Source organism: Aquabacterium sp. (assembly GCF_004297345.1).
Classification (GTDB): domain Bacteria; phylum Pseudomonadota; class Gammaproteobacteria; order Burkholderiales; family Burkholderiaceae_C; genus Aquabacterium.
Map to the genome: position 1 here is coordinate 1 of NZ_SCTN01000362.1, position 21,698 is coordinate 21,698.

General features: G+C 61.5%; 16 protein-coding genes. 7 read left to right on the forward strand and 9 right to left on the reverse strand.

What is annotated here, in order from left to right; all coding sequences use genetic code 11:
- Positions 1-81: 81 nt before the first annotated feature.
- Entirely contained in the window at positions 82-780 is a 699-nt protein-coding gene (locus EPO09_RS13510) for an RluA family pseudouridine synthase (protein ID WP_290643844.1), read from the reverse strand.
- A gap of 123 nt (positions 781-903) precedes the next feature.
- On the opposite strand from EPO09_RS13510, the gene EPO09_RS13515 reads away from it, so the two are divergent.
- Entirely contained in the window at positions 904-2,463 is a 1,560-nt protein-coding gene (locus EPO09_RS13515; RefSeq protein WP_290643845.1) for a PAS domain-containing methyl-accepting chemotaxis protein, read from the forward strand.
- Between the two features lie 26 nt (positions 2,464-2,489).
- On the opposite strand, the gene EPO09_RS13520 is transcribed toward EPO09_RS13515, so the two are convergent.
- Positions 2,490-3,449 (reverse strand): bile acid:sodium symporter family protein, encoded by a 960-nt coding sequence (locus tag EPO09_RS13520; protein WP_290643870.1) that lies wholly within the window; start codon positions 3,447-3,449, stop codon positions 2,490-2,492.
- A 193-nt stretch (positions 3,450-3,642) separates the two neighbouring features.
- Here EPO09_RS13520 and acnA point away from each other — a divergent pair, with 193 nt between their 5' ends.
- Positions 3,643-6,399 carry an aconitate hydratase AcnA gene (acnA, locus tag EPO09_RS13525; protein WP_290643846.1) on the forward strand — a complete coding sequence of 919 codons (2,757 nt, stop codon included), beginning with the start codon at positions 3,643-3,645 and terminating at the stop codon, positions 6,397-6,399.
- Between the two features lie 7 nt (positions 6,400-6,406).
- Here the strand turns inward: acnA and EPO09_RS13530 are convergent, their stop codons facing one another.
- Entirely contained in the window at positions 6,407-7,837 is a 1,431-nt protein-coding gene (locus EPO09_RS13530; protein WP_290643847.1) for a hypothetical protein, read from the reverse strand.
- 91 nt (positions 7,838-7,928) lie between these two features.
- Between EPO09_RS13530 and EPO09_RS13535 the strand changes: the two genes are divergently transcribed.
- Together EPO09_RS13535 and EPO09_RS13540 are read left to right on the forward strand one after the other, a co-directional pair.
- The gene (locus EPO09_RS13535) at positions 7,929-9,089 is read left to right on the forward strand and encodes a DNA alkylation repair protein (protein ID WP_290643848.1); all 1,161 of its coding nucleotides are present in this window, start codon (positions 7,929-7,931) and stop codon (positions 9,087-9,089) included.
- 85 nt (positions 9,090-9,174) lie between these two features.
- Positions 9,175-10,080 (forward strand): triacylglycerol lipase, encoded by a 906-nt coding sequence (locus EPO09_RS13540; RefSeq protein ID WP_290643849.1) that lies wholly within the window; start codon positions 9,175-9,177, stop codon positions 10,078-10,080.
- Positions 10,081-10,110: 30 nt separating this feature from the next.
- On the opposite strand, the gene EPO09_RS13545 is transcribed toward EPO09_RS13540, so the two are convergent.
- Together EPO09_RS13545 and adh are read right to left on the reverse strand one after the other, a co-directional pair.
- Entirely contained in the window at positions 10,111-10,464 is a 354-nt protein-coding gene (locus tag EPO09_RS13545) for an ArsC family reductase (protein ID WP_290643850.1), read from the reverse strand.
- A 276-nt stretch (positions 10,465-10,740) separates the two neighbouring features.
- Positions 10,741-12,261: an aldehyde dehydrogenase gene (gene adh, locus EPO09_RS13550; RefSeq protein WP_290643851.1), complete on the reverse strand. Its 1,521-nt coding sequence runs from the start codon at positions 12,259-12,261 to the stop codon at positions 10,741-10,743.
- A gap of 331 nt (positions 12,262-12,592) precedes the next feature.
- Between adh and EPO09_RS13555 the strand changes: the two genes are divergently transcribed.
- From EPO09_RS13555 to gph, 3 genes are all read left to right on the forward strand, one after another.
- A complete protein-coding gene (locus EPO09_RS13555) occupies positions 12,593-14,668 on the forward strand; it encodes a sigma-54-dependent Fis family transcriptional regulator (RefSeq protein WP_290643852.1) in 2,076 nt (691 codons plus the stop codon).
- Between the two features lie 84 nt (positions 14,669-14,752).
- Entirely contained in the window at positions 14,753-15,463 is a 711-nt protein-coding gene (gene ubiG, locus EPO09_RS13560; RefSeq protein ID WP_290643853.1) for a bifunctional 2-polyprenyl-6-hydroxyphenol methylase/3-demethylubiquinol 3-O-methyltransferase UbiG, read from the forward strand.
- Positions 15,463-16,164 carry a phosphoglycolate phosphatase gene (gene gph, locus EPO09_RS13565; protein WP_290643854.1) on the forward strand — a complete coding sequence of 234 codons (702 nt, stop codon included), beginning with the start codon at positions 15,463-15,465 and terminating at the stop codon, positions 16,162-16,164. The genes ubiG and gph overlap by 1 nt, the downstream gene beginning before the upstream one ends.
- An 87-nt stretch (positions 16,165-16,251) precedes the next feature.
- Here gph and EPO09_RS13570 read toward each other — a convergent pair whose 3' ends face one another.
- The 4 genes from EPO09_RS13570 to EPO09_RS13585 are packed head-to-tail and all read right to left on the reverse strand — an operon-like array spanning position 16,252 to position 21,519.
- A complete protein-coding gene (locus EPO09_RS13570) occupies positions 16,252-17,706 on the reverse strand; it encodes a mannose-1-phosphate guanylyltransferase/mannose-6-phosphate isomerase (protein WP_290643855.1) in 1,455 nt (484 codons plus the stop codon).
- A 49-nt stretch (positions 17,707-17,755) separates the two neighbouring features.
- A complete protein-coding gene (galE, locus tag EPO09_RS13575) occupies positions 17,756-18,787 on the reverse strand; it encodes a UDP-glucose 4-epimerase GalE (RefSeq protein WP_290643856.1) in 1,032 nt (343 codons plus the stop codon).
- Between the two features lie 15 nt (positions 18,788-18,802).
- Entirely contained in the window at positions 18,803-20,107 is a 1,305-nt protein-coding gene (locus EPO09_RS13580) for a hypothetical protein (RefSeq protein WP_290643857.1), read from the reverse strand.
- Positions 20,108-20,124: 17 nt separating this feature from the next.
- Complete coding sequence (locus EPO09_RS13585; protein WP_290643858.1) at positions 20,125-21,519, reverse strand: undecaprenyl-phosphate glucose phosphotransferase; 1,395 nt, start codon at positions 21,517-21,519, stop codon at positions 20,125-20,127.
- Positions 21,520-21,698: the final 179 nt, after the last annotated feature.

Sequence of the window (21,698 nt, forward strand, 5' to 3'; positions counted from 1 at the left end):
GAAAGAAAACTTGCTGCACGCCATGATCACAGGGCGTAAAAGATTCTGAAACGCAAGGCCCTGTCTCTCGTCAGGTGAGGCTCAAAAAGGCACCGGGCAACGCAATGCCAGGTCAACCCCCGTTACCGGATGGGGCAAGGTGATCTCGCTGGCATGCAGCATCAACCGGGGCCAGGCGGACTGCAGCGCCTCGTCGCCATACAAGGGATCACCCACGATGGGATGCCCGCTGGCCAGCATGTGCACCCGCAACTGGTGGGAACGCCCGGTCACGGGCTCCAGCGACACACGCGTCTGCCAGAGTTGCGCATCACGGGAATCGACACTGAAGCGCGTCAGAGAAGGTTTGCCTCGCTCGTGGCAGACCATCTGTTTGGGCCGGTGAGGCCAGTCGGTGATCAAAGGCAAGTTCACCTCGCCCGCATCCTGGCTCATCAAACCATGCACCAGCGCCACATAGCGCTTGCTCACCCGTCGGTCCTGAAACAGCATGCTCAAGCGCCGCTGCATGTCCTCGCCGCGCGCCAGCACCAGCAGGCCTGAAGTGGCCATGTCCAGACGGTGCACGATCAGGGCATCACTGAAGTCCAGCATCACCCGGCTGACCATGCAGTCCTCGCGCCCATCCCCTCTGCCCGGCACAGACAGCAAGCCGGACGGCTTGTTGACCACGACCATGGCCTCATCGTGATAAATCACGTCCAGGCCCTCGTCAGGCGGTGGGCTGTAAATCACATCAGGCGTGGCAGACGGGAGGCCTGATCCGGACAAGGGACGCATAAATCACTCAACAGTCAAGAAATGCGGCCGAAAAGACGAACTGATTCCGCCCTGCGCAATGGGAGAATCCGGCCAGAATCGGCCAAGTCTAATCGCCTTGTTGCGCGTCCCGGAGTTCGTCACATGCGTCTCAACCTGCCCGTCACGGGGCAAGAGTATGACTACCCTGAGCAGGAGATGCTGGTGTCCATGACGGACCGCCAGGGGGTCATTACGCACTGCAACGCCGCCTTCATACGCGTCAGCGGCTACACGCAAGACGAGCTGATCGGCCAGCCGCACAACCTGATCCGCCACCCGGACATGCCTCATGAGGCCTTCAAGGACATGTGGCACACGATTGGCTTTGGTCGTTCCTGGACGGCCATCGTCAAGAACCGCCGCAAGAACGGCGATCACTATTGGGTACAGGCCCATGTGACGCCCTTGATGAGCCGTGGCAAGCCCATTGGCTACCTGTCGGTGCGGACCAAGCCAACGCGCGAACAGATCACGGGTGCGGCCGCGCTGTATCAAAAGCTGATTGAAGAGCGCAAGCTGGCCCAGCCCACCTTCAAGTTGCACGCTGGGCGGGTGCGCTATTTCGGCTTGCGTGACGTATTCGGCAAATTTGGCCGGGTGCACCTGACGGGGCGCGTGGCCGTGGCCATGGCGGTGATCCTGCCCTTGATGCTGCTGCCATCCTGGTTGGGTCTGCCTCCACGCCTCTTGCCCTGGGTTCAACTTGGTCTGGGCGCCCTGTTGTCTGCGGCCATGGTCAAGCTGCTGGATGTGACGGTCACGCAACCGCTCAACGAAGCCATCCGCTTCATCAACAACATGTCGGCAGGCGACCTGACCCAGGACATCTGGTCAGACAGAACCGATCAGGTGGGCATGCTGATGCGCGGATTGCGCCAGGCCAACCTGAACACCCGCGCCTTCGTCAACGATGTGCGCTGCGAAACAGATGGCATCCAGCAAGCGATTGCCAACATCGCGGCGGGCAACAACAACCTCTCCACCCGCACAGACACGCAGGCAGGCAGCCTGGAGCGCACAACTGCGGCCATGTCCATGCTGACCAGTAACGTGAAGCAGACAGCCGATACCGCGCGCGAAGTGGCCCAGGTCAGTGAAGAGACCACCGCCGTCGCCGAACAAGGCGGCGAAGCGGTCGGCCAGGTGATCGAAGCCATGCAAGGCATTCAAGGCTCATCGCAACGAATGACCGAGATCACGCAGTTGATCGAAAGCATCGCGTTCCAGACCAACATCCTGGCGCTCAATGCCGCGGTGGAAGCCGCCCGCGCTGGTGAGCAAGGCCGAGGCTTTGCGGTCGTGGCCTCAGAAGTGCGTTCGCTGGCACGCCGCAGCTCGCAAGCCGCCAAAGAAATCCGTGATCTGATCAGCAACTCGGTTGAGCAGGTAGGCGATGGCACACGCCAGGTGGAAGCAGCCGGCGAGACCATCAACCGGGTGGTTCATGCCGTGGCACAGGTCACGCAACTGATCCATGGGATCACGGTGGCCACGGCCGAGCAATCGGACGACATCGCCAGCGTGAACCAGTCCATCGGGCAGATCGACAGCGCCACGCAGCAAAACGCCAGCCTGGTGGAAGAAGCTGCCGCAGCAGCCGAATCCTTGCAGCGTCAGGCTCAGACGCTGGTGCGTGCCTCGCAGGTGTTCCGCGTCAACTGAGCCCCAACAGGGCCAGGGCCCGCGCGTCAAGCGCTGACGATGGACTTCGCTGCCCGCGCAGCGTAACGCCGGGCCATCACCGCACAGACAAACAACTGCAGCTGGTGATACAGCATGATGGGCAGGATCAGCACGCCCATCGCCGCACTGCCGCCGAACAGCAGTTTGGCCATGGGCATGCCCGAGGCCAGCGTCTTCTTGGAGCCGCAGAACACGGCCACGATTTCATCTTCCACCTCGAAGCCCATGGCCCGGGCCATGCGCCGCGTGACCCATAGCATGGGCGCCAGGAAGAGCGCCGCTCCCAGAATGGCCTGCGCCAGCAGCAAAGGGCCATGGCGCGTCCACAGGCCATCGGCCACGGAATCACTGAAGGCCGACCACACCAGCAACACGATCACCGCACGGTCAAAGATATTCGTGATCGGCTTGATGCGCGCAAACCAGCTCAACAACAGCGGGCGCAGCAGATGCCCGGCCACAAAAGGCAGCAAGAGCATCTGCGCGACCTTGGCCATCGTATGCCCCACATCCAGATCATGCCCCTGCCCTTGCATGACCACGCTGACCAGCAGCGGCGTGAGGAACACGCCCAGCAAGGTCGATAGGGTGGCATTGAGCACAGCCGCTGCCACATGCCCGCGAGCCAAGGCCGTCATGGCCACGGACGATGACACGGTGGATGGCAACACGGCCAGATAGAAAAAGCCCATCAGCAGATCGTGCGGCACCCAACGCCCGAGCAACATGGACAAAGCCCCCCACCACAGGGGAAACAGCACATAGGTGCTGGCCTGCACCAGCACGTGCAGCTTCCAGCGTGTCGCACCCGTCTTGAGGCTGTCCGTTGAGAGGCCCATGCCATGCAGGAAGAACAACAGGAAGACACCCACATCGGTGACCCGCCCCAAGTGCAAGACCCCTTCGCTACGACCCCATTGCGGGGCGACAGAGGCCAGCAAGACGGCCCCGACCATGGCGATCAGAAACCAGTCGGCCGCGCCAGACTGTCGACGTAGCCCTCGAGGGGACGACTGTGGATTGAACTGCTTGCTGAACACGGGAGCTGATCCTGCTTGGGTAACGTGGCCACTTGAGCGGCATATTGTCGCCTCAGCGCGCCAACTGCCAAAATGAGCTTTCCTCAGAAACAAGCCCATTTCAGACGGAGCAATCTACATGGCCAAAGCCCCCCAGCCTTCGCACGCCTTTGCACAGACCCTGAAATCGTTCAAGACAGCCTCGGGCAAATCGCTCAAGCTGTTCTCCCTGCCGGAACTGGCCAGGCTGCATCCCAACATCCACAAGCTGCCGGTATCGATCCGCATCGTGCTGGAGTCGGTGCTGCGCAATTGCGACGGCCAGAAGGTCACGGCCGAGCACGTGGCCCAGCTCGCCAACTGGCAACCCAAGGCCGAGCGCACGGACGAGATCCCCTTCGTGGTCGCCCGCGTGGTGCTGCAGGACTTCACAGGCGTGCCCCTGCTGGCCGATCTGGCGGCCATGCGCAACGTGGCCCAGGCCCAGGGCAAGGACCCCAAGCGCATCGAGCCCCTGGTGCCCGTTGACCTGGTGGTGGACCACTCCGTGATGATCGACCACTACGGCAACAAGAAGGCGCTGGACCTCAACATGACGATCGAGTTCGAGCGCAATGCCGAACGCTACGAGTTCATGAAATGGGGCATGCAGGCCTTTGACACCTTTGGCGTGGTGCCGCCGGGCTTCGGCATCGTGCACCAGGTGAACCTCGAATACCTTGCGCGCGGCGTGCACCAGACCAAGGATGGCGTGGCCTACCCCGATACCTTGGTCGGCACCGACAGCCACACCACCATGATCAACGGCATCGGCGTGGTGGGCTGGGGCGTGGGCGGCATCGAAGCCGAAGCCGGCATGCTGGGCCAACCCGTCTACTTCCTGACGCCCGATGTGGTGGGCATGGAGTTGACCGGCCGTTTGCGCGAAGGCGTCACCGCCACCGACCTGGTGCTGACCATCACCGAGATCCTGCGCAAGCAGAAGGTGGTGGGCAAGTTCGTCGAGTTCTATGGCGAGGGTACCGCCTCGCTCGCCCTGCCCGATCGGGCCACAATCGCCAACATGGCCCCTGAATACGGCGCCACCATGGGCTTCTTCCCGGTTGATGACAAGACGATCGACTACTTCAAAGGCACCGGCCGCAGCAAGGCCGAGATCGAAGCCTTCGAGGCCTACTTCAGGGCGCAGGGGCTGTTTGGCGTGCCCGGCAGCAAAGGTGCCTCTTCATCCAACGGCGTGATCAACTACTCCAGTGTCGTCAAGCTGGATCTGGGCACCGTGGCGCCATCGCTGGCCGGCCCCAAGCGCCCGCAGGATCGCATCGAGATCGGTGCCTTGAGCCGCACCTTCGCGGATTTGTTTGCCAAGCCCACAGCTGACAACGGCTTCAACCAGCCCGCAGACAAGCTCGACCAGGTCTTCAAGACCAGCAACGGCGTTGACATCCGCAACGGCGACGTGCTGATTGCCGCCATAACCTCCTGCACCAACACCTCCAACCCAGGTGTGCTGCTGGCTGCAGGCTTGCTGGCCAGGAAGGCGGTGGAGGCTGGTCTGAAGGTCAAGCCGCACGTGAAGACCTCACTGGCGCCGGGTTCGCGCATCGTCACCGAATACCTGGAGAAGGCCGGCTTGCTGCCCTATCTGGAAAAGCTGGGCTTCAATGTCGCGGCCTATGGCTGTACCACCTGCATCGGCAATGCCGGCGATCTGACACCGGAGATCAACGAAGCCATCACCAGCAATGATCTGGTCTGCGCGGCCGTGCTGTCGGGCAACCGCAATTTTGAAGCGCGCATCCACCCGAACCTGAAGGCCAACTTCCTGGCCAGCCCGCCACTGGTGGTGGCCTACGCCATTGCCGGCAACGTGACGCGCGACCTGATGACCGAGCCGGTTGGCAAAGGCAAGGGTGGCCGGGACATCTACCTGGGCGACATCTGGCCGACCAGCGACGAGATCTACCAACTCATGAAGTACGCCATGGACGGCAAGGCCTTCAAGGCCAACTATGAGAAGGTCAAGAGCCAGCCCGGCAAGCTGTGGAAAAAGATCAAGGGTCAATATGCAAACGACGGAGGCCAGGTCTACAACTGGCCCCTGAGCACCTACATCGCTCGCCCGCCGTTCTTCGACCAGTTCGAAACCACGCCCAAGCTCGCCAGGCTCGGCGTGGACAAGGCCCGCATCATGGCCCTGTTCGGCGACTCGATCACCACCGACCACATCTCGCCCGCCGGCGCGATCAAGGAAGCCTCGCCTGCCGGCCAGTATCTGATGGCGCACGGCGTGAGCAAGGCCGATTTCAACAGCTATGGCTCACGCCGCGGCAACCATGAGGTGATGATGCGCGGCACCTTTGCCAACGTGCGCATCAAGAACCTGATGCTGCCGGCCAATGCCGATGGCAGCCGCGAAGAAGGTGGCCTGACGCTGGTGCAACCGGGTGGGCAGAAGACCTTCATCTACGATGCGGCCATGCAGTACATCGCCGAGAGCACGCCGACGGTCATCTTCGGCGGTGAGGAGTACGGTACGGGCTCCAGCCGTGATTGGGCGGCCAAGGGCACGCAGTTGCTGGGCATCAAGGCTGTGGTGGCGCGCAGCTTCGAGCGCATCCACCGATCCAATCTGGTCGGCATGGGTGTGCTGCCATTGCAGTTCAAGGGTGAGGACTCGTGGCAATCGCTCGGGCTCAAGGGTGATGAGCTGATCAGCATCGACCTGGGGAAGGAACTCAAGCCACAAGCCGATGCGAAGCTCGTCATCGAGCGCAGCGATGGCAGCCAGACAGCCGTCACCGTGCTGCTGCGCATCGACACCCCGATCGAGGTGAGCTACTACCAGCACGGCGGCATCCTGCCGTTTGTGCTCAGGCAACTGCTCGCGGCCTGACGCGTCGTCAACTGCCTCGCTGCAAGCGGCGTAAAGCCGCTGGCACGAAGTAATCGCGTCGCATCTGCCCCGGGTGGGCAATGAACAGCGGCCCCCACGATGGGTTGGCGTCGTGCAGCCCATTGAGCGCCTTGATCAGGTTGGCCTGCAAGGTGCCCAGGTTCTGCCCGGAGGCCAGGGCTTCCATGACGGCCGCCGACACCAGATGCGCCGCGTACAGCTTCTTGCCACCGGGCGTGGGCGGCAGCGGCGTGCCGTCGCGCAAGGGCGCACGCATGGCCTGCACGATGGCCTCATCCGAATCGGCCCAGCCCTGGATGTCGCCCAGCGCATGGTTCTCCAGCGCCTTGGCCTTGCCCTTGACCAAAGTCTTGGCGACGATGCGGGCTGACTTGCGCGCCACGGCAGCCGTGATGGTCTTGCCAGCCAGCACGACGGTGCCGCAGTCCTTGTCAGTCTCGGCAGCGATCAACTTGGCCCACGCCGTGTGATCGGCAAAGCTCAGCAGGGCCACGACCTCGGCGGCCAGATAGCCGCGCACGATATCGGCTGGATGCGGATCATCGTCGTAGCCTGTGCTGCCTAGTTTCGCGGGCTGCCCGTAGGCCTTGCCCAGTCCTCGGAAATAGGCGATCAAACCAATGCCTGCAGCCGGCCCCAGGTTGAGGATACCCATCACGTCCGATGAGGTTTCATCGATGCGATCGGCCCAATAGTCGGACAGGCCTTGCCCCAGTGGAGCCAGGTTGGTGCGCAGCATCTCGGCCAGCTCGGCCTGCAAACCGTCATCCGCATGCAGGATGTCATGGCCCGCGGTTTCATGGCCCAACGCGGCCCAGGCGACCAGACCATGCTCGGCATTCGCCGGTGGCATGTTGACCACCGCCGCCTCCACGCCGAATGACGATGCGGCATCCACCGGCCAGGTATAGGGGCCGGCATCCGGGTTGCCCCACTTGGCCAGAGGCGGGATCACACCCAGGTCGGGCTGCTTGACACCACGCCGATCTTCGGCACTGAGGAAGCCATCGTACAAGTCTGAGATGAACTCCTGAAAGGCCCGTGTCGAGGCCTTGGCGAAGCCCTCGCCATGTTGCAAGATGGCCTGCCCCAGGTCCAGCATCAAGCCCGCATCGCTTTCGCGTTTGGGATCACGCTTGAGCACCTGATTGAACTTGGTCTGCCCCAGGTTCGTGATCGTCTTGATGTAGGGCTCCACGTAGTACTGCTCGTAGACCGGAGGGAACTTGCTCTGCACCGCCTTGAGCCTCTTCAAAAAAGCCGCGTGGTTGAGAGGATCGACAGGCCCAGTGCTGTTGGACACCGCAGCCAGGCAGGCGTCATCAATCACGGCCTTCATACCCGCGAGCTTGAGCGGATCGGCGGCTTTGTCTGCCTTCACGGTCTTCTTCGAGACGGTCTTCGGTGTGCTTGCCATGATGTGTTTCGGATTGACCTGCTGTTGTGGATACGGTCCAGTCTAGGCAGCGCACATGGCAGCATCTATCCCTAGATCAATACTTCGCATCATGGAACCCTTCAAGAACCTGCTCAACGCCGATGTCGTGAGCCAAACGGCCCATCACCTGCAGCGGGTGTCACCTCGCTTTGATCTGGCCACTTTCAAGAAGCAGGCCCATCAGGGGCTGAATGAGCTGGAGTTCAAAGACCGCGCCGTGCACATCTACAAGGCCTTGCATGCCAGCCTGCCCGATGACTTCGATGAGGCCACGGGCATCCTGCAAGCCAGCCTCAAACCCGTGGCTGCGCCGCTCGCCCATCATGATCCGGACAAGGAGTTGGGTGCGCTGAAGACCGACGACAGCGGTGTGGCCGGCTGGGTGCTGTGGTCTTATGGCGAGTACGTGGCCAGACATGGCCAGCAGCACCCGCATCGTGCGCTGGCTGCGCTGCATGCCTTCACCCAACGCTTCACGGCCGAGTTCGCCATTCGCCCTTTCATCGTGGCGCACCCTGAGCTGGTGTTTGCCACCCTGCATGAATGGGCGCGGGATCCAAGCGCCCACGTGCGCCGCCTGACCAGTGAAGGCAGCCGCCCTCGCCTGCCTTGGGGCTTGCGTCTGCAGGATCTGGTGCGCGATCCCTCCCCGTGTCTGCCGCTCTTGCTGCATTTGCAGGATGACCCCAGCGAGTACGTGCGCCGCAGCGTGGCCAATCACCTCAATGACATCGCCAAGGACCACCCGGACATCCTCGTGAAATGGCTGGCACAACATCTGCCGGATGCGCCACCAGCCCGCGTCAAGCTGCTCCGGCATGCATGCCGCTCACTGATCAAGAGCGGGCACCATGGGGTGATGTCGGCATGGGGTCTGGGTGAGGCGTTCCAGGGTGAGGTCATCTTGTCGCTCAAACCAAAGCGTGTGCATGCAGACGTGAGCGTGGGCAACAGCCTGACGCTGGAAGTGCACCTGAAGGCCACAGGACGGCAAGCCCAGACGCTGGAGCTGGACTACCGCATTCACCACCTCAAGGCCAACGGCGAGACTTCGCCCAAGACTTTCAAAGGCAAGCGCCTGACACTTCAACCGGGCGAAGAACTGGTCTGGCGCAAGGTCCACAGCTTCAAGCCAGTCAGCACGCGGCGCTACTACCCCGGCCCGCATGCGGTGGACATCCAGATCAACGGCCAGGTTCAGGCTCACGCCGCCTTCACCCTGTTGGCGTGAATTCGCACCATGGTATCCACCATTGGATGGCGTCCGTTTTGCTTGCAATATTGTTACCCTGACTAACAATATTACGGGTAACCACATGCGCTTCCTTCGCTCCATCCTGATTGCCGCCGTGGGGGCCATCAGCGCCCTCTCCAGCCTGAGTTCACAAGCCGCAACCAGCAGTACCACTGCCGCGACCAAGTACCCCATCGTGCTGGTGCACGGTTTCATGGGCTTCAAGGACATCCTGGGTGTGGACTACTTCTACCAGGTGCCGGACAAGCTGCGCCAGAACGGCGCCAAGGTCTATGTCGCCGCGCTGTCAGAAGTGAACTCCAGTTCCGTGCGTGGCGAGCAGTTGCTGCAGCAGATGAAGCAATGGGCTGCGGCAGATGGCGTCAAGAAATTCAACCTGATCGGCCACAGCCAGGGTGGCCCGACCAGCCGGTATGTGGCTGGCGTCGCGCCTGAACTGGTCGCCAGCGTGACCACCATGGCCGGCCCTACCGTGATGACTGACGCGCAAGCCGCCGAGAGCAACATCACCGCCTTCGTGGCCAACTATGCGTCGATGGTGCAGTTCGCCGGCTCCTTTGTGGCCTGGATCTCCGGCCATCAGAACCTGCCGCAAGACGCCAGCGCCTTGAACCTCAAAGCGGAACTGGATGACTTTGCCAAACGCTTCCCCGCAGGCCTGCCCGCCAGCTATTGCGGCCAAGGCGCCAACCTCGTCAACGGCATTTACTACTTCTCGGCCACGGGGCAAGGCGTCAAGACCAATGCCTGGGACATCTCGGATGCGGCCATGCAGCAGACCTCAGAGCCCAGTGATGGCGCCGTGATCGCCTGTGCGGCCCACCTGGGCAAGGTTATCCGCGATGACTACCCCTGGAACCACATCGACGAGATGAACCATGTCTTCGGCCTCATCGGCAAAGGCGCGCCGGATCCTGTTCAGTTCTACCTGAGCCAGGCCAACCGACTCAAGCTGCTGGGCCGTTGAACAGCGCCGGCTAACCAGGCGTCGGCAAGCTCAGGCCAGCGAAGCCAGCTTGGCTTCATCAAAGCCCACGCAGATCACCTTGCCGGCCTGCTCTACCACCGGGCGCTTGATGACACTGGCATTGGCCAGCATCAGCGCCTTGGCGCTGGCGGCATCCACCACACCAGCCTTGGTCGCGTCATCGAACTTGCGCCAGGTCGTGCCCTGGCGGTTGACCAGCACTTCCCAGCCCACGGCCTTGATCCACGCATCCAGGCGATCAGCTGGCACGCCCTGCTTCTTGTAATCGTGGAAGGTATAGGCCACGCCGTGCTCGTCCAGCCAGGTGCGGGCCTTCTTGACGGTGTTGCAGTTGGGGATGCCGTAGGCGACGACGGTGCTCATGTCTTGGTGACTCCAGATTCAACTCAGGCCGAACTGTGTCACAAGTCGGGTACCCAATAAAAAAGGAGGGCTCAAGGGCCCTCCAATCAGTCGAGGAGACTGAAGTCGCGGATAACCAGGAAAACCTGAAAAAAGATGCAGCGGGGATCAGCCCGCCACCATCGCCGATTCAAGCCCGTGTGTCACAGGCCTGCACGGGAAGCCCCGACGCCCCTTGTGGAGGCGGCAGAACATCCCGGCCCGGCACAACAAATCGTTGTAGCTTGAGCGTCGGCTTCAGAAGAAGCCCAGCTTGTTGGGGTCGTAGCTGACCAGCAGGTTCTTGGTCTGCTGATAGTGGTCCAACATCATCTTGTGCGTTTCACGCCCGATGCCCGATTCCTTGTAGCCGCCAAACGTGGCGTGAGCCGGGTAAGCGTGGTAGCAATTGGTCCATACACGGCCAGCCTGAATACCCCGGCCAAATCGGTAAGCGCGGCTGCCATCGCGTGTCCAAACACCAGCACCGAGCCCATAAGGCGTGTCATTGGCAATCTCCAGCGCTTCCTGCTCGGTCTTGAATGTGGTGACGGCCAGCACAGGGCCAAATATCTCTTCCTGGAAGATGCGCATCTTGTTGTGGCCCTTGAACAGCGTGGGCTGGATGTAATAGCCGCCACTCAACTCACCACCCAGCTCGGCCTTGTCGCCGCCGATGAGCACTTGTGCCCCTTCGGATTTGCCCACCTGCAGGTAGGACATGATCTTCTCCATCTGCATGGACGAAGCTTGCGCACCCATCATGGTGTCGGTGTCCAGCGGGCTGCCTTGCTTGATCGCGGCCACACGCTTGATCGCACGTTCGATGAAGCGGTCGTAGATCGATTCCTGAATCAGGGCGCGTGAGGGGCAGGTGCAGACCTCGCCCTGGTTGAAGGCGAACAGCACCATGCCTTCGATGGCCTTGTCCAGGAAGGCATCGTCTTCGGCCATCACGTCATCAAAGAAGATGTTGGGGCTCTTGCCACCCAGCTCCAGCGTGGCGGGGATCAGGTTGTTGGCTGCGGCCTGGGCAATGACTCGGCCGGTTGCGGTCGAACCGGTGAACGCAATCTTGGCGATGCGCTTGCTGTTGGCCAGCGGCATGCCGGCTTCACGGCCATAGCCATTGATGATGTTGAGCACGCCAGGTGGCAGCAGATCGGCGATCAGCTCGGCCAGCACCATGATGCTCACAGGCGTCGACTCAGCCGGCTTGAGCACCACGCAGTTGCCGGCGCCCAGTGCTGGGGCCAGCTTCCAGGCCGCCATCAGGATGGGGAAGTTCCAGGGGATGATCTGGCCGACCACGCCCAGCGGCTCATGGAAGTGATAAGCGATGGTGTTGCCATCGATCTCGCTGAGCGAGCCTTCCTGAGCGCGCACACAGCCCGCGAAGTAGCGGAAGTGGTCAACAGCCAGCGGGATGTCGGCGTTCAGCGTTTCGCGGATGGGCTTGCCGTTGTCGATGGTTTCGGCGTAGGCCAGCTTCTCCAGGTTCTGCTCCAGGCGATCGGCAATCTTCAGCAGGATGTTGGCCCGCTCGGTTGGCGAGGTGGCGCCCCATTTTGCTGATGCGGCATGGGCGGCGTTCAGCGCCAGTTCCACATCGGCTTCCTGAGAACGTGCGGCCTGCGTGTAGACCAGGCCATTGATGGGCGTGATCACGTCGAAATACTGGCCGCTGACCGGCGGCACGAACTTGCCATTGATGAAGTTGTCGTAGCACTTCTTGAAAGCCACGGGGGCGCCGGCTGCTCCGGGGAGGGCGTAGATCATGTCAGTCTCCTGGTTCACACACACAGATCCCCGGTTGTTGTGCGACCGGGCTCATGCCCTCTACAGCGCACGGCGTGTGCCATCTGGGGTTCGTCCGGATAAGGCACGGTCTTTGCGCCCGGTGAAAAACGCCCGCCAGACCCGGCCAGCATTGGTTTTGCCCGGCCTGGATGCCTGGTTTTCATGCGGCGTCCGAAACTGTCACCCCTGTGTCATCGCACTTGCGCCACTTGCTCACACTGTCCCGAAATGACACAGGGTGACTACGGGTGTGTCACCCCTGATGCGGGGCGATACTGCGCGGGTTGCGTCCAACCAGCACCATCGCTTCATGCCCCAACGCCTTGAACATCGCCCCTCCGCGACCGAGCTTCAACAAGCTCGCCGCTGGATGCTGGAACATGGCGAAGTCCCTCAAGGCATGGTGAGCGAATCCCTGAGCCGCTCCTGGCAGCGCAGCCACCATGCGGGCCTCAGCCCGGTGGACATGCTGCCCGATCAACCCTTGTGCAGTGCACCAGACCTCAAACAAGCCCTGGAGCGCCAACGCGAGTTTCTGGCCCACGCTCGCCCGGTCATGGAGTTCGTGTTCGACCAGATGCAAGGCAGTGGCAACCTGGTGGTCCTGTCTGATGCCGGGGGCCTGCTTTTGCACAGTCTGGGCGACACCGATTTTGTAGACCGCGCCGACCGCGTGGCCCTGCGCCCTGGCGCCCTGTGGCACGAAGCCGACCGCGGTACCAATGCCATCGGCACCGCGCTGGCTGACCAACGCCCGGTGGTGATCCATGGCGCCGAACACTATCTGGAGCGCAACAGCTTTTTGACATGTGCCGCAGCCCCGGTGCGTACCTCCGCAGGCCGGCTGCAAGGTGTGCTCGACATCTCGGGCGATCAACGCGCGCACCACCCCCACACCTTCGCCCTGGTGCGCTCGGCTGCCCGCATGATCGAAGACCGGCTCTTTCACGCGCGCCATAGCCGCGATCAGATCCTGCGCCTGCATCACCTGCCAGAAGGCCTGGGCGCCGTCGGCGAAGGCCTGGTGGCCTTGTCGGACGACGGCTGGGTGGTAGGCGCCAACGCCCTGGCACAACAATGGCTGGGCCTGGATGAAACACGCATCGGCACAGGCACGCTGGATCAGCTCACCGGGATCCAGAGCCGGCTGATGCCGCCGGGCCGCATCATGCGTCTGCACACACCGGGCGATCGCGCCCTGTTCGGCCGCATGGACCCAAGGCAACGCCCCGTGCTGAACATGGCCGCCTCGTCCGGCATGCCATCGGCAGACGTGTCACCCCTGTCCAGCAATGCGCGCCAGAACACGCCTCGCGAGACCACGCCTCGCCAGAATGCACCGACCTCCCCCCCCGATACCCCGGCGCCAGCAGACCCCCGCCTTCAGGACGCTCTGCATCGCGCTCGACGCGTTCAAGCCCAGGGCATTGCCGTGCTGGTGCAAGGTGAATCAGGCAGCGGCAAGGAGGTGTTCGCCCGTGCCTTGCATGCCGAGGGCGACCGCGCCCACAAGCCCTTCGTGGCCGTCAATTGCGCTGCGCTGCCCGAAACCCTGATCGAAGCCGAACTCTTCGGTTATGTGGGCGGCGCGTTCACGGGTGCACGCCGCGAAGGCTCGCCAGGCCGCATCCGCGAAGCCGATGGCGGCACCCTCTTCCTCGATGAGATCGGCGACATGCCCTTGTCACTGCAAGCCCGCCTGCTGCGTGTGCTGCAAGACAAGGTGGTGATGCCATTGGGCGGCAGCAAGCCACAGCCTGTTGACTTCGTGCTGGTGTGCGCCACACACCGCAAGCTGCGTGATGCCATTGCCGTCGGCACCTTCCGCGAAGACCTGTACTACCGGCTCAACGGGCTCACGGTCTCGCTGCCAGCCTTGCGCGAGCGGCAGGACTTCGACACCCTTGTGCGCCAGATGCTCGATCAGCTCTGTGCGGACATGCGGCGAGCCCCCGTGGACAGCGTCCACCCGGGCCTCATGCAGGCCATGAGCCATTACCCCTGGCCGGGCAATCTGCGCCAGTTGCACGGCTTGCTGCGCACGGTTTGCGCCCTGCTGGATCCCGATGAGCGCACCCTGGACTGGCATCACCTGCCGGAAGACATGGTGGCCGACTTGCGGGCAGCACCTTTGCATCAGCAAGAGCCTCGGCATGGGGCCCGCCACGACGCCAGCCAGACGGATACATCGGCCGCGCCAGGCCATGAGCCGCCACCTGCCACCGTGTCCATGACCCCCGGCCCCGACGCCAATCTGCGCCGCCTGTCGGATCTGGCCATCCAGCAGGTCGTGGAATCCACGCAGGGCAATATGTCCGAAGCCGCACGCCGCTTGGGTATCAGCCGCAACACGCTCTATCGCCGCATCAAGCAGATCAAGGCTTGATCAAAGGCTGGTCAGCATCAAAAAACCTCGAAGAATCAGCGCTGAATCGCAGAACCGGCCCGGCATTTGGGTAGCATCACGCCCATGATGACGAACGCCGACCCCCAAGAACTCGCCAAATTCAGCGACCTGGCCCACAAGTGGTGGGATCCTGAGAGCGAATTCCGCCCCCTGCACGAGATCAACCCCCTGCGCCTGGACTGGATCGACCAGTTCGCCGCCATCAAGGGCAAGAACGTGGTGGACGTGGGTTGCGGCGGCGGCATCCTGGCCGAATCCATGGCCCGCAAGGGCGCCAATGTTCTGGGCGTGGACCTGGCAGACAAGCCCCTGAAAGTGGCCCAGTTGCACGCCATGGAAGCGGGCATCGCCAACATCGACTACCGCAGCATCGCCGCCGAAGCACTGGCCGCCGAGCAGCCAGGCCAGTTCGACGTGGTCACCTGCATGGAAATGCTCGAGCACGTGCCCGATCCTTCGTCGATCGTGCGCGCCTGCATGGAGATGGCCCGCCCTGGTGGCTGGGTCTTCTTCTCGACCATCAACCGCAACCCCAAGGCCTACCTGTTTGCGATCCTGGGCGCCGAGTACCTGCTCAAGCTGCTGCCCAAAGGCACGCACGAGTTTGCGCGCTTCATCCGTCCCGCAGAACTGGCACGCTGGATCCGCGAGGCCCATCTCGATCTGGTGCAGTTCAAGGGCATGGAATACAACCCCATCACCCGCCGCTACTGGCTGTCGGGCGACACCAGCGTGAACTACATGGTGGCCTGCCGCAAGCCTTTGGCCTCGTGATGCGCATCGACGCCACCTTCAAGCCGGGCAGCATCCAATGGGCATGCCCACCTACTGCTGTGCTGTTCGATCTGGACGGCACACTGGCCGATACAGCGGGAGACCTGGGCGGCGCGCTCAACCACTTGCGCATCCAGCGTGGGCTGGCTCCGATGCCACTGGATGTGCTTCGTCCTTACGCTTCTGCCGGGGCACGCGGCCTGATTGGTGTCGGCCTGGACATCCATCCCGGTGACGCCGAATTCGACACACTCCGGCAAGCCTTCCTGGACGCGTACACGGCCTGCCTGGCCGACACCACGGCCCTGTTCAATGGCATGTCAGATCTGCTGTACGAGCTGAGCACACGCGGACTGAAATGGGGCGTCGTCACCAACAAACCGCACCGCTTCACCCTGCCCGTCATGGATGGCCTGGGCTTGCGAGAAGACGCCGCCGTCATCATCAGCGGCGACTCCACCGCCCACGCCAAGCCCCACCCCTTGCCCTTGCTCACGGCCTGCGAGCAGATGGGCGTGTCGCCCGCCTCTGTGCTGTATGTGGGCGATGATCTGCGCGACATCCAGGCAGCCAAGGCGGCCGGCATGCCCAGTGCCGCCGCTGCTTGGGGCTACATCGGCCACAACGGTGAGATCGAATCCTGGGATGCCGATGTGATCGTGGCGCATCCCATGGATTTGCTGATGCACTTGCGTACCTGACGCGCACCAGACCAGCGACACAGCACGCGCACAAACAAAAAGCCACCGATCAACGGTGGCTTTTTTCTTAAGCAGTCGGATGCAATCTCACGCAGAACGACCGTAGTTATCCTGGAAGCGAACGATGTCATCCTCACCCAGGTAGCTGCCCGATTGCACTTCGATGATCTCCAGCGGGATCGTGCCCGGGTTGACCAGACGGTGCACCGTGCCCAGCGGGATGTAGGTCGACTGGTTCTCTGACAGCATCAGCACCTTGTCGCCATTGGTGACCTCAGCCGTGCCGCTCACCACAATCCAGTGCTCTGCGCGGTGATGGTGCATCTGCAGGCTCAGTGAAGCCTTGGGCTTGACCATGATGCGCTTGACCTGAAAGCGCGGGCCAGAATCGATCGAGTCATACCAGCCCCAGGGGCGATGCACCCGGCGATGCAGCGTGCCCTCTGTGCGCTTGGCACTGTCCAGCGTCGCCACGACCTTCTTCACGTCCTGGCTGCAGTTGCGATCGGCCACCAGCACGGCATCCGGCGTCTCGACCACCACGACATTGTCCAGGCCCACAGCAGCCACCAAACGGCTGGTGGCGTGCACCAAGGTATTGCTGCTGTTCTGGAACAAGGCATCACCTTGGGAGGCATTGCCCTTGTCGTCGTGTTCGCTGACTTGCCAGACGGCATCCCAGGCCCCCAGATCGGACCAGCCTGCGTCCAGCGGCACCATGCGCACCACAAAGCCGCTCTCGGGCTTGGCGGGGCACTGCTCCATCACCGCATAGTCAACCGACTCAGATGGCACCGAGGCAAACTCGGCCTTGCCAGGGCGCACAAAAGTGGCATCGGTCGTGCGCACGGCAAAGGATTCAAGCGTGGCCTTGGCGATATCAGGGCGGAAGTGTTCCAGCGCGGCCAGCCAGCGCGAAGCCTTCATCACGAACATGCCGCTGTTCCAGAAATAGCCGCCATCAGCCACATAGGACTTGGCGGTTTCCAGGTTCGGCTTCTCGACGAAGGCGGCCACAGCACGCACACCGTTCGCATCGGCTTGTGCCGTGCGGATATAACCAAAACCAGTCTCTGGGCGATCAGGCGTGATGCCCAGGATCACGATGTCACCATTGGCAGCTGCTCGCACGGCCTTTTGCAGCGCTTCGGTGTACGCCGCTTCATTGGTGACTGTCTGGTCAGCCGGCGTGACCACCAGGATCGGATCAGCGCCGTCCGCAGTAGCCTGCAAGGCAGCCAGGGTCACGGCTGGTGCCGTGTTGCGACCAACAGGCTCCAGCAACAACGAGGAAGGCTCACCCTTCAACTCGCGCAACTGATCGAGCACCAGAAAGCGATGCTCCTCGTTGCCCACAACACAAGGCTTGCCGACCTCAATGTCGTCGGAACCCAGCGCCTGCAAACGCAGATGCGCCTGCTGGAACAAGCTCTGGTTGCCTTGCAGCACCAGGAACTGCTTGGGGTACAGCGCACGAGACAGTGGCCACAGGCGGGTGCCGGAACCACCAGCCATGATCACAGGAAGCAAAGCGTATTTCATACTTGAACCATAACAAATCGGTGCGCGATTTGAATCACATCACCGGAGGTTAACCCTCAAAACCATTCGGATTGGTGGATTGCCAGCGCCAGGAATCAATGCACATCTGATCAAGGCCTCTGACGGCTTTCCAACCCATCGTCTCAAACGCATGTTGTGGATCGGCATAACAGGCATCCACATCACCGGGGCGGCGCGGCGCAAAAACCAGCGGGATCTCACGATCAGCAGCCTTGCCGTACTCACGAGCCAGATCCAGGACGCTGTAGCCTTGGCCGGTACCCAGATTGACGGTCAGGGACTGTTGCTTGTCAAACAGATACCGCAGTGCCGCCACATGGCCTTCTGCCAGATCACAGACATGGATGTAATCACGCACACCCGTGCCATCTGGCGTGTTGTAGTCATTGCCGAAGACATTGAGATGCTGGCGCTTGCCCACGGCAACCTGCGCCACATAAGGCATGAGGTTGTTGGGCACGCCACGCGGATCTTCGCCAATCAGGCCGCTATGGTGGGCACCGACCGGGTTGAAGTACCGCAGGTAAGCCACGCGCCAGGACGGATCGCAGCGCTCCAGTTCGCGCAGCATCTCTTCGCCCAGCAGCTTGGTCTGACCATAGGGATTGGTGACGCGCAAAGGCGAGTCTTCGGTGATGGGCAACTTCTCAGGCTTGCCGTATACCGTAGCGGAAGAACTGAACACGATATGGGGCACGCCGTGGCGCTGCATCGCCTGGCACACGGCAAGCATGCCGCCGATGTTGTTCTCGAAATAATCCAGCGGGCGTTCGATGGATTCACCAACCGCCTTGAGGGCGGCAAAGTGCACCACGGCCTTGATGCCCCCGAACTGCGCCTGGCCCACGTCGAAGCAACGGTTCAGAACAGCCTGATCACGCACATCGCCTTCAACGAAAACCGGCTTGCGCCCGCCGATCTTCTCCAGTCTGTCCAGCACAAGAGGCGAGCTGTTGACAAAGCTGTCAACGCCCACCACGTCAAATCCAGCCTCTTGCAAGGCCAGCCAGGTGTGCGAACCGATGTAGCCAGTGCCGCCGGTCAACAGGATACAAGCCACGCTGTGGTTACTCCATCAATCAATGGTCAGGCTGGCCGAGCAGTCAACCGAGTGGCCGTCGTAAGCCACGCGACCTGCACCAACCGTCTGGCTGTACTTCTGATAGGAACATCCCAGATTGACACTGCGCGTGGCCGCATAGTTCAGCCCCAGCGTCGTCACGTGCGCAATACTGCTGGATTGATCAGCCGGCACACCAGTATCCGAACAAGATGGCAGATTCCCCTGGCTGTTGCACTGCATGTTGACGTTCTTGTTATCGACAGCAAAGCGCGTCAAGCCATAGTTGGTTGTCAGGGAAGTTTTGCCAGTCAACTGCGCTTTAGCCATCAAAGACAAGATCGTGTTCACGCTGTTGTTGTTGACGCTGTAGTCTTTTAAAGTCAGACCATCAGCATTGATCGTTGCCGACGACGATTTCGCACGGTCAGCACCTGTGGCTCGCTGCAGGCCTACACCATAAGTCACGATGCCAGCCGGTGTATATCGCCAGTTCAAACCGCCAGTCCAACCGTGCACAGGCTGGTCATGCGTGCTGCTGAACACGGAGGTTCGCCGAGTCAGCGTAGCATTCAAGTTGCTCAAACCCGTGACCTGCCAGTTTGCACCCACATCAGTATTGGCGTCATCAATCTGTTTGTTATACAGATTGTTAGGATAGTTCGTTCGAACCAGCCGTTGCCCGATGAAGTAATTGAACAGATCGGTGCTGTAATAGGTCAGACGCAACCCATTACTGTGCTGAGTCGATTCATTGTTCTTGTAACGATCAGCGGAGTAGCCAGTCTTGTTCGTGTCGTAGTTTGCCATCACGGCAAGCAGCCCACCTACGCCATACTGCAGGGCAATATTTCCATCCCGATAGGTTCGGATATTGCGCGACACACGATCGGTGACGTCCTGATTATTTTGGATCTCATTCAGATTCTGATTGAACGCGCCGCCAACCGCCACGCGCCAATCGCGGAGAAACTCTGACGCTACTTCGCCATTGATGTCTTTGCCATCGTTATTCAACAGATCGCCATAGTGCGCATATTTCAGCTTGGACAATTTGGCAGATCCGGTATAGGTCTGGCGGCCATAAGCCTTATCGATGCCGACCTGAAGCGCCGTGCTGTTGATGGTCTCGGCCTGGCGATTGCTGTCCCTCGAGAAATTACTGTCGCGGGTAATATCGTGAGCCAAGCTGAGATAAAGCGGCGTATCGTCCTCGCCCGCTTGTGCTGGCGCCATGGCCCCCAGAGACAGGCCGGCGGCAACGGCCAGCGCAACAGGACGCAAGGACGGACGCAAGAACATCATCTTGTTTGATTTCACGTGCACCTCAGCTGTGATCAATATGCGTTACGGTCAAAAATCATCAGGCGGATCGTGCGGATGATGATCTGCAGATCCAATCCCAAGGACCAGTTGCGCAGGTATTCCAGGTCGTATTCGACCCGAGCCTGCATCTTCTCGATGGTTTCTGTTTCGCCGCGCAAGCCGTTGACCTGGGCCCAGCCTGTGATGCCGGGGCGCACCTTGTGGCGCACCATGTAGGCCTTGATCAGGCGGCGGTATTCCTCGTTGTGCGCCACAGCGTGCGGGCGAGGCCCCACGATGCTCATGCGGCCCTGCAGCACGTTGATGAACTGCGGCAACTCATCCAGAGATGTCTTGCGGATGAACGCACCAAATGGCGTGATGCGCGAATCGCCCTTGGTGGCCTGCTTGACCACAGCGCCGTTATCTTGCGTGCGCATGGAGCGGAACTTGTAGACGATGATCTCTTCGCCGTCCAGGCCATTGCGGCGCTGCTTGAAGACCACAGGGCCCGGGGAGCTGAGCTTCACCCCGATGGACAAGGCAATCAGGATGGGCGAGATCAGCACCAGGATGATGCTGGCCAGCACGATGTCGGACACGCGTTTGACCAGGTCATTGGTCCCCGTGAAAGGTGTTTCGCAGATGCCGACAACCGGCACGCCATTCATATCCTGCAGGCGTCCCTGGATGATGCTGATGCCGAACACATCAGGCGCGAAGTAAAGGGAAGCGGTCGTGCCCTGCACGGCTTCCAGCAACTCGACGATACGCGGCTGGGAACCCAGTGGCAGCGTGATGTAGACCTCGTGCACGCCATGCGCATACACGTAGTTGGCCACGTCACGCAGGCCGCCAAGGCGCATGCTTACGGCCTCGGGCAGCACGCGGCTGTCAGTGCGGTCATCGAAGTAGCCGATGAACTCGGTACTTTGATCCGGGTTGCTTTGCAGCGCACGCGCCACCTTGCCACCCAGCGGGCCCGCACCCACCACGATCGCCTTGCGCCGCGCATTGGGCAGGGAGGAGCGATGCTTGATGATCGCCTTGCCAATCAGAACGGCAATCCATTGATACAAGGGTGTGAGCACAGCCCAGGCCAGCATCACATCGAAATCGAAGAACTGCAGGCTGTTGGTGGCGTAACCGCACAACCACAGGATGGCCAGCATGGACACCCAGGAGCTGACGATGTCTACCCCAGCTTCCAGGCGGGAATCCGTGAAACGGTTTCGCCCCGGAAAGGTGAGCGCAAACACCAACAGGCACAAGGCCATGGACGCGCGCATCACGGGCTCGTTGAAATAGGCCAACGCCCCCAGAAGGGAGGCAACGGTGATGGACGGCTCCAGAAAAGCCGCCACGAAAGATGTCACCGATTGCGGAGCGCTGAAAAACGTGCGGTTGTAATTTCGATTGTTGAACATGAATACCAGGGGCTCGCCCCAAGCCCCGGAAAGCGCCACGACGATTGCACTTTTGGCGCAATCGTCATGATCGGAGAACACGTGACGAATGAAGGACCCTCAAGCAAAAGGCCAGCGAGACATTGTGGACCAAAAAGTATGACACCTTGCCCCGGATTCCCCCCCTGTTCCCCACGAGT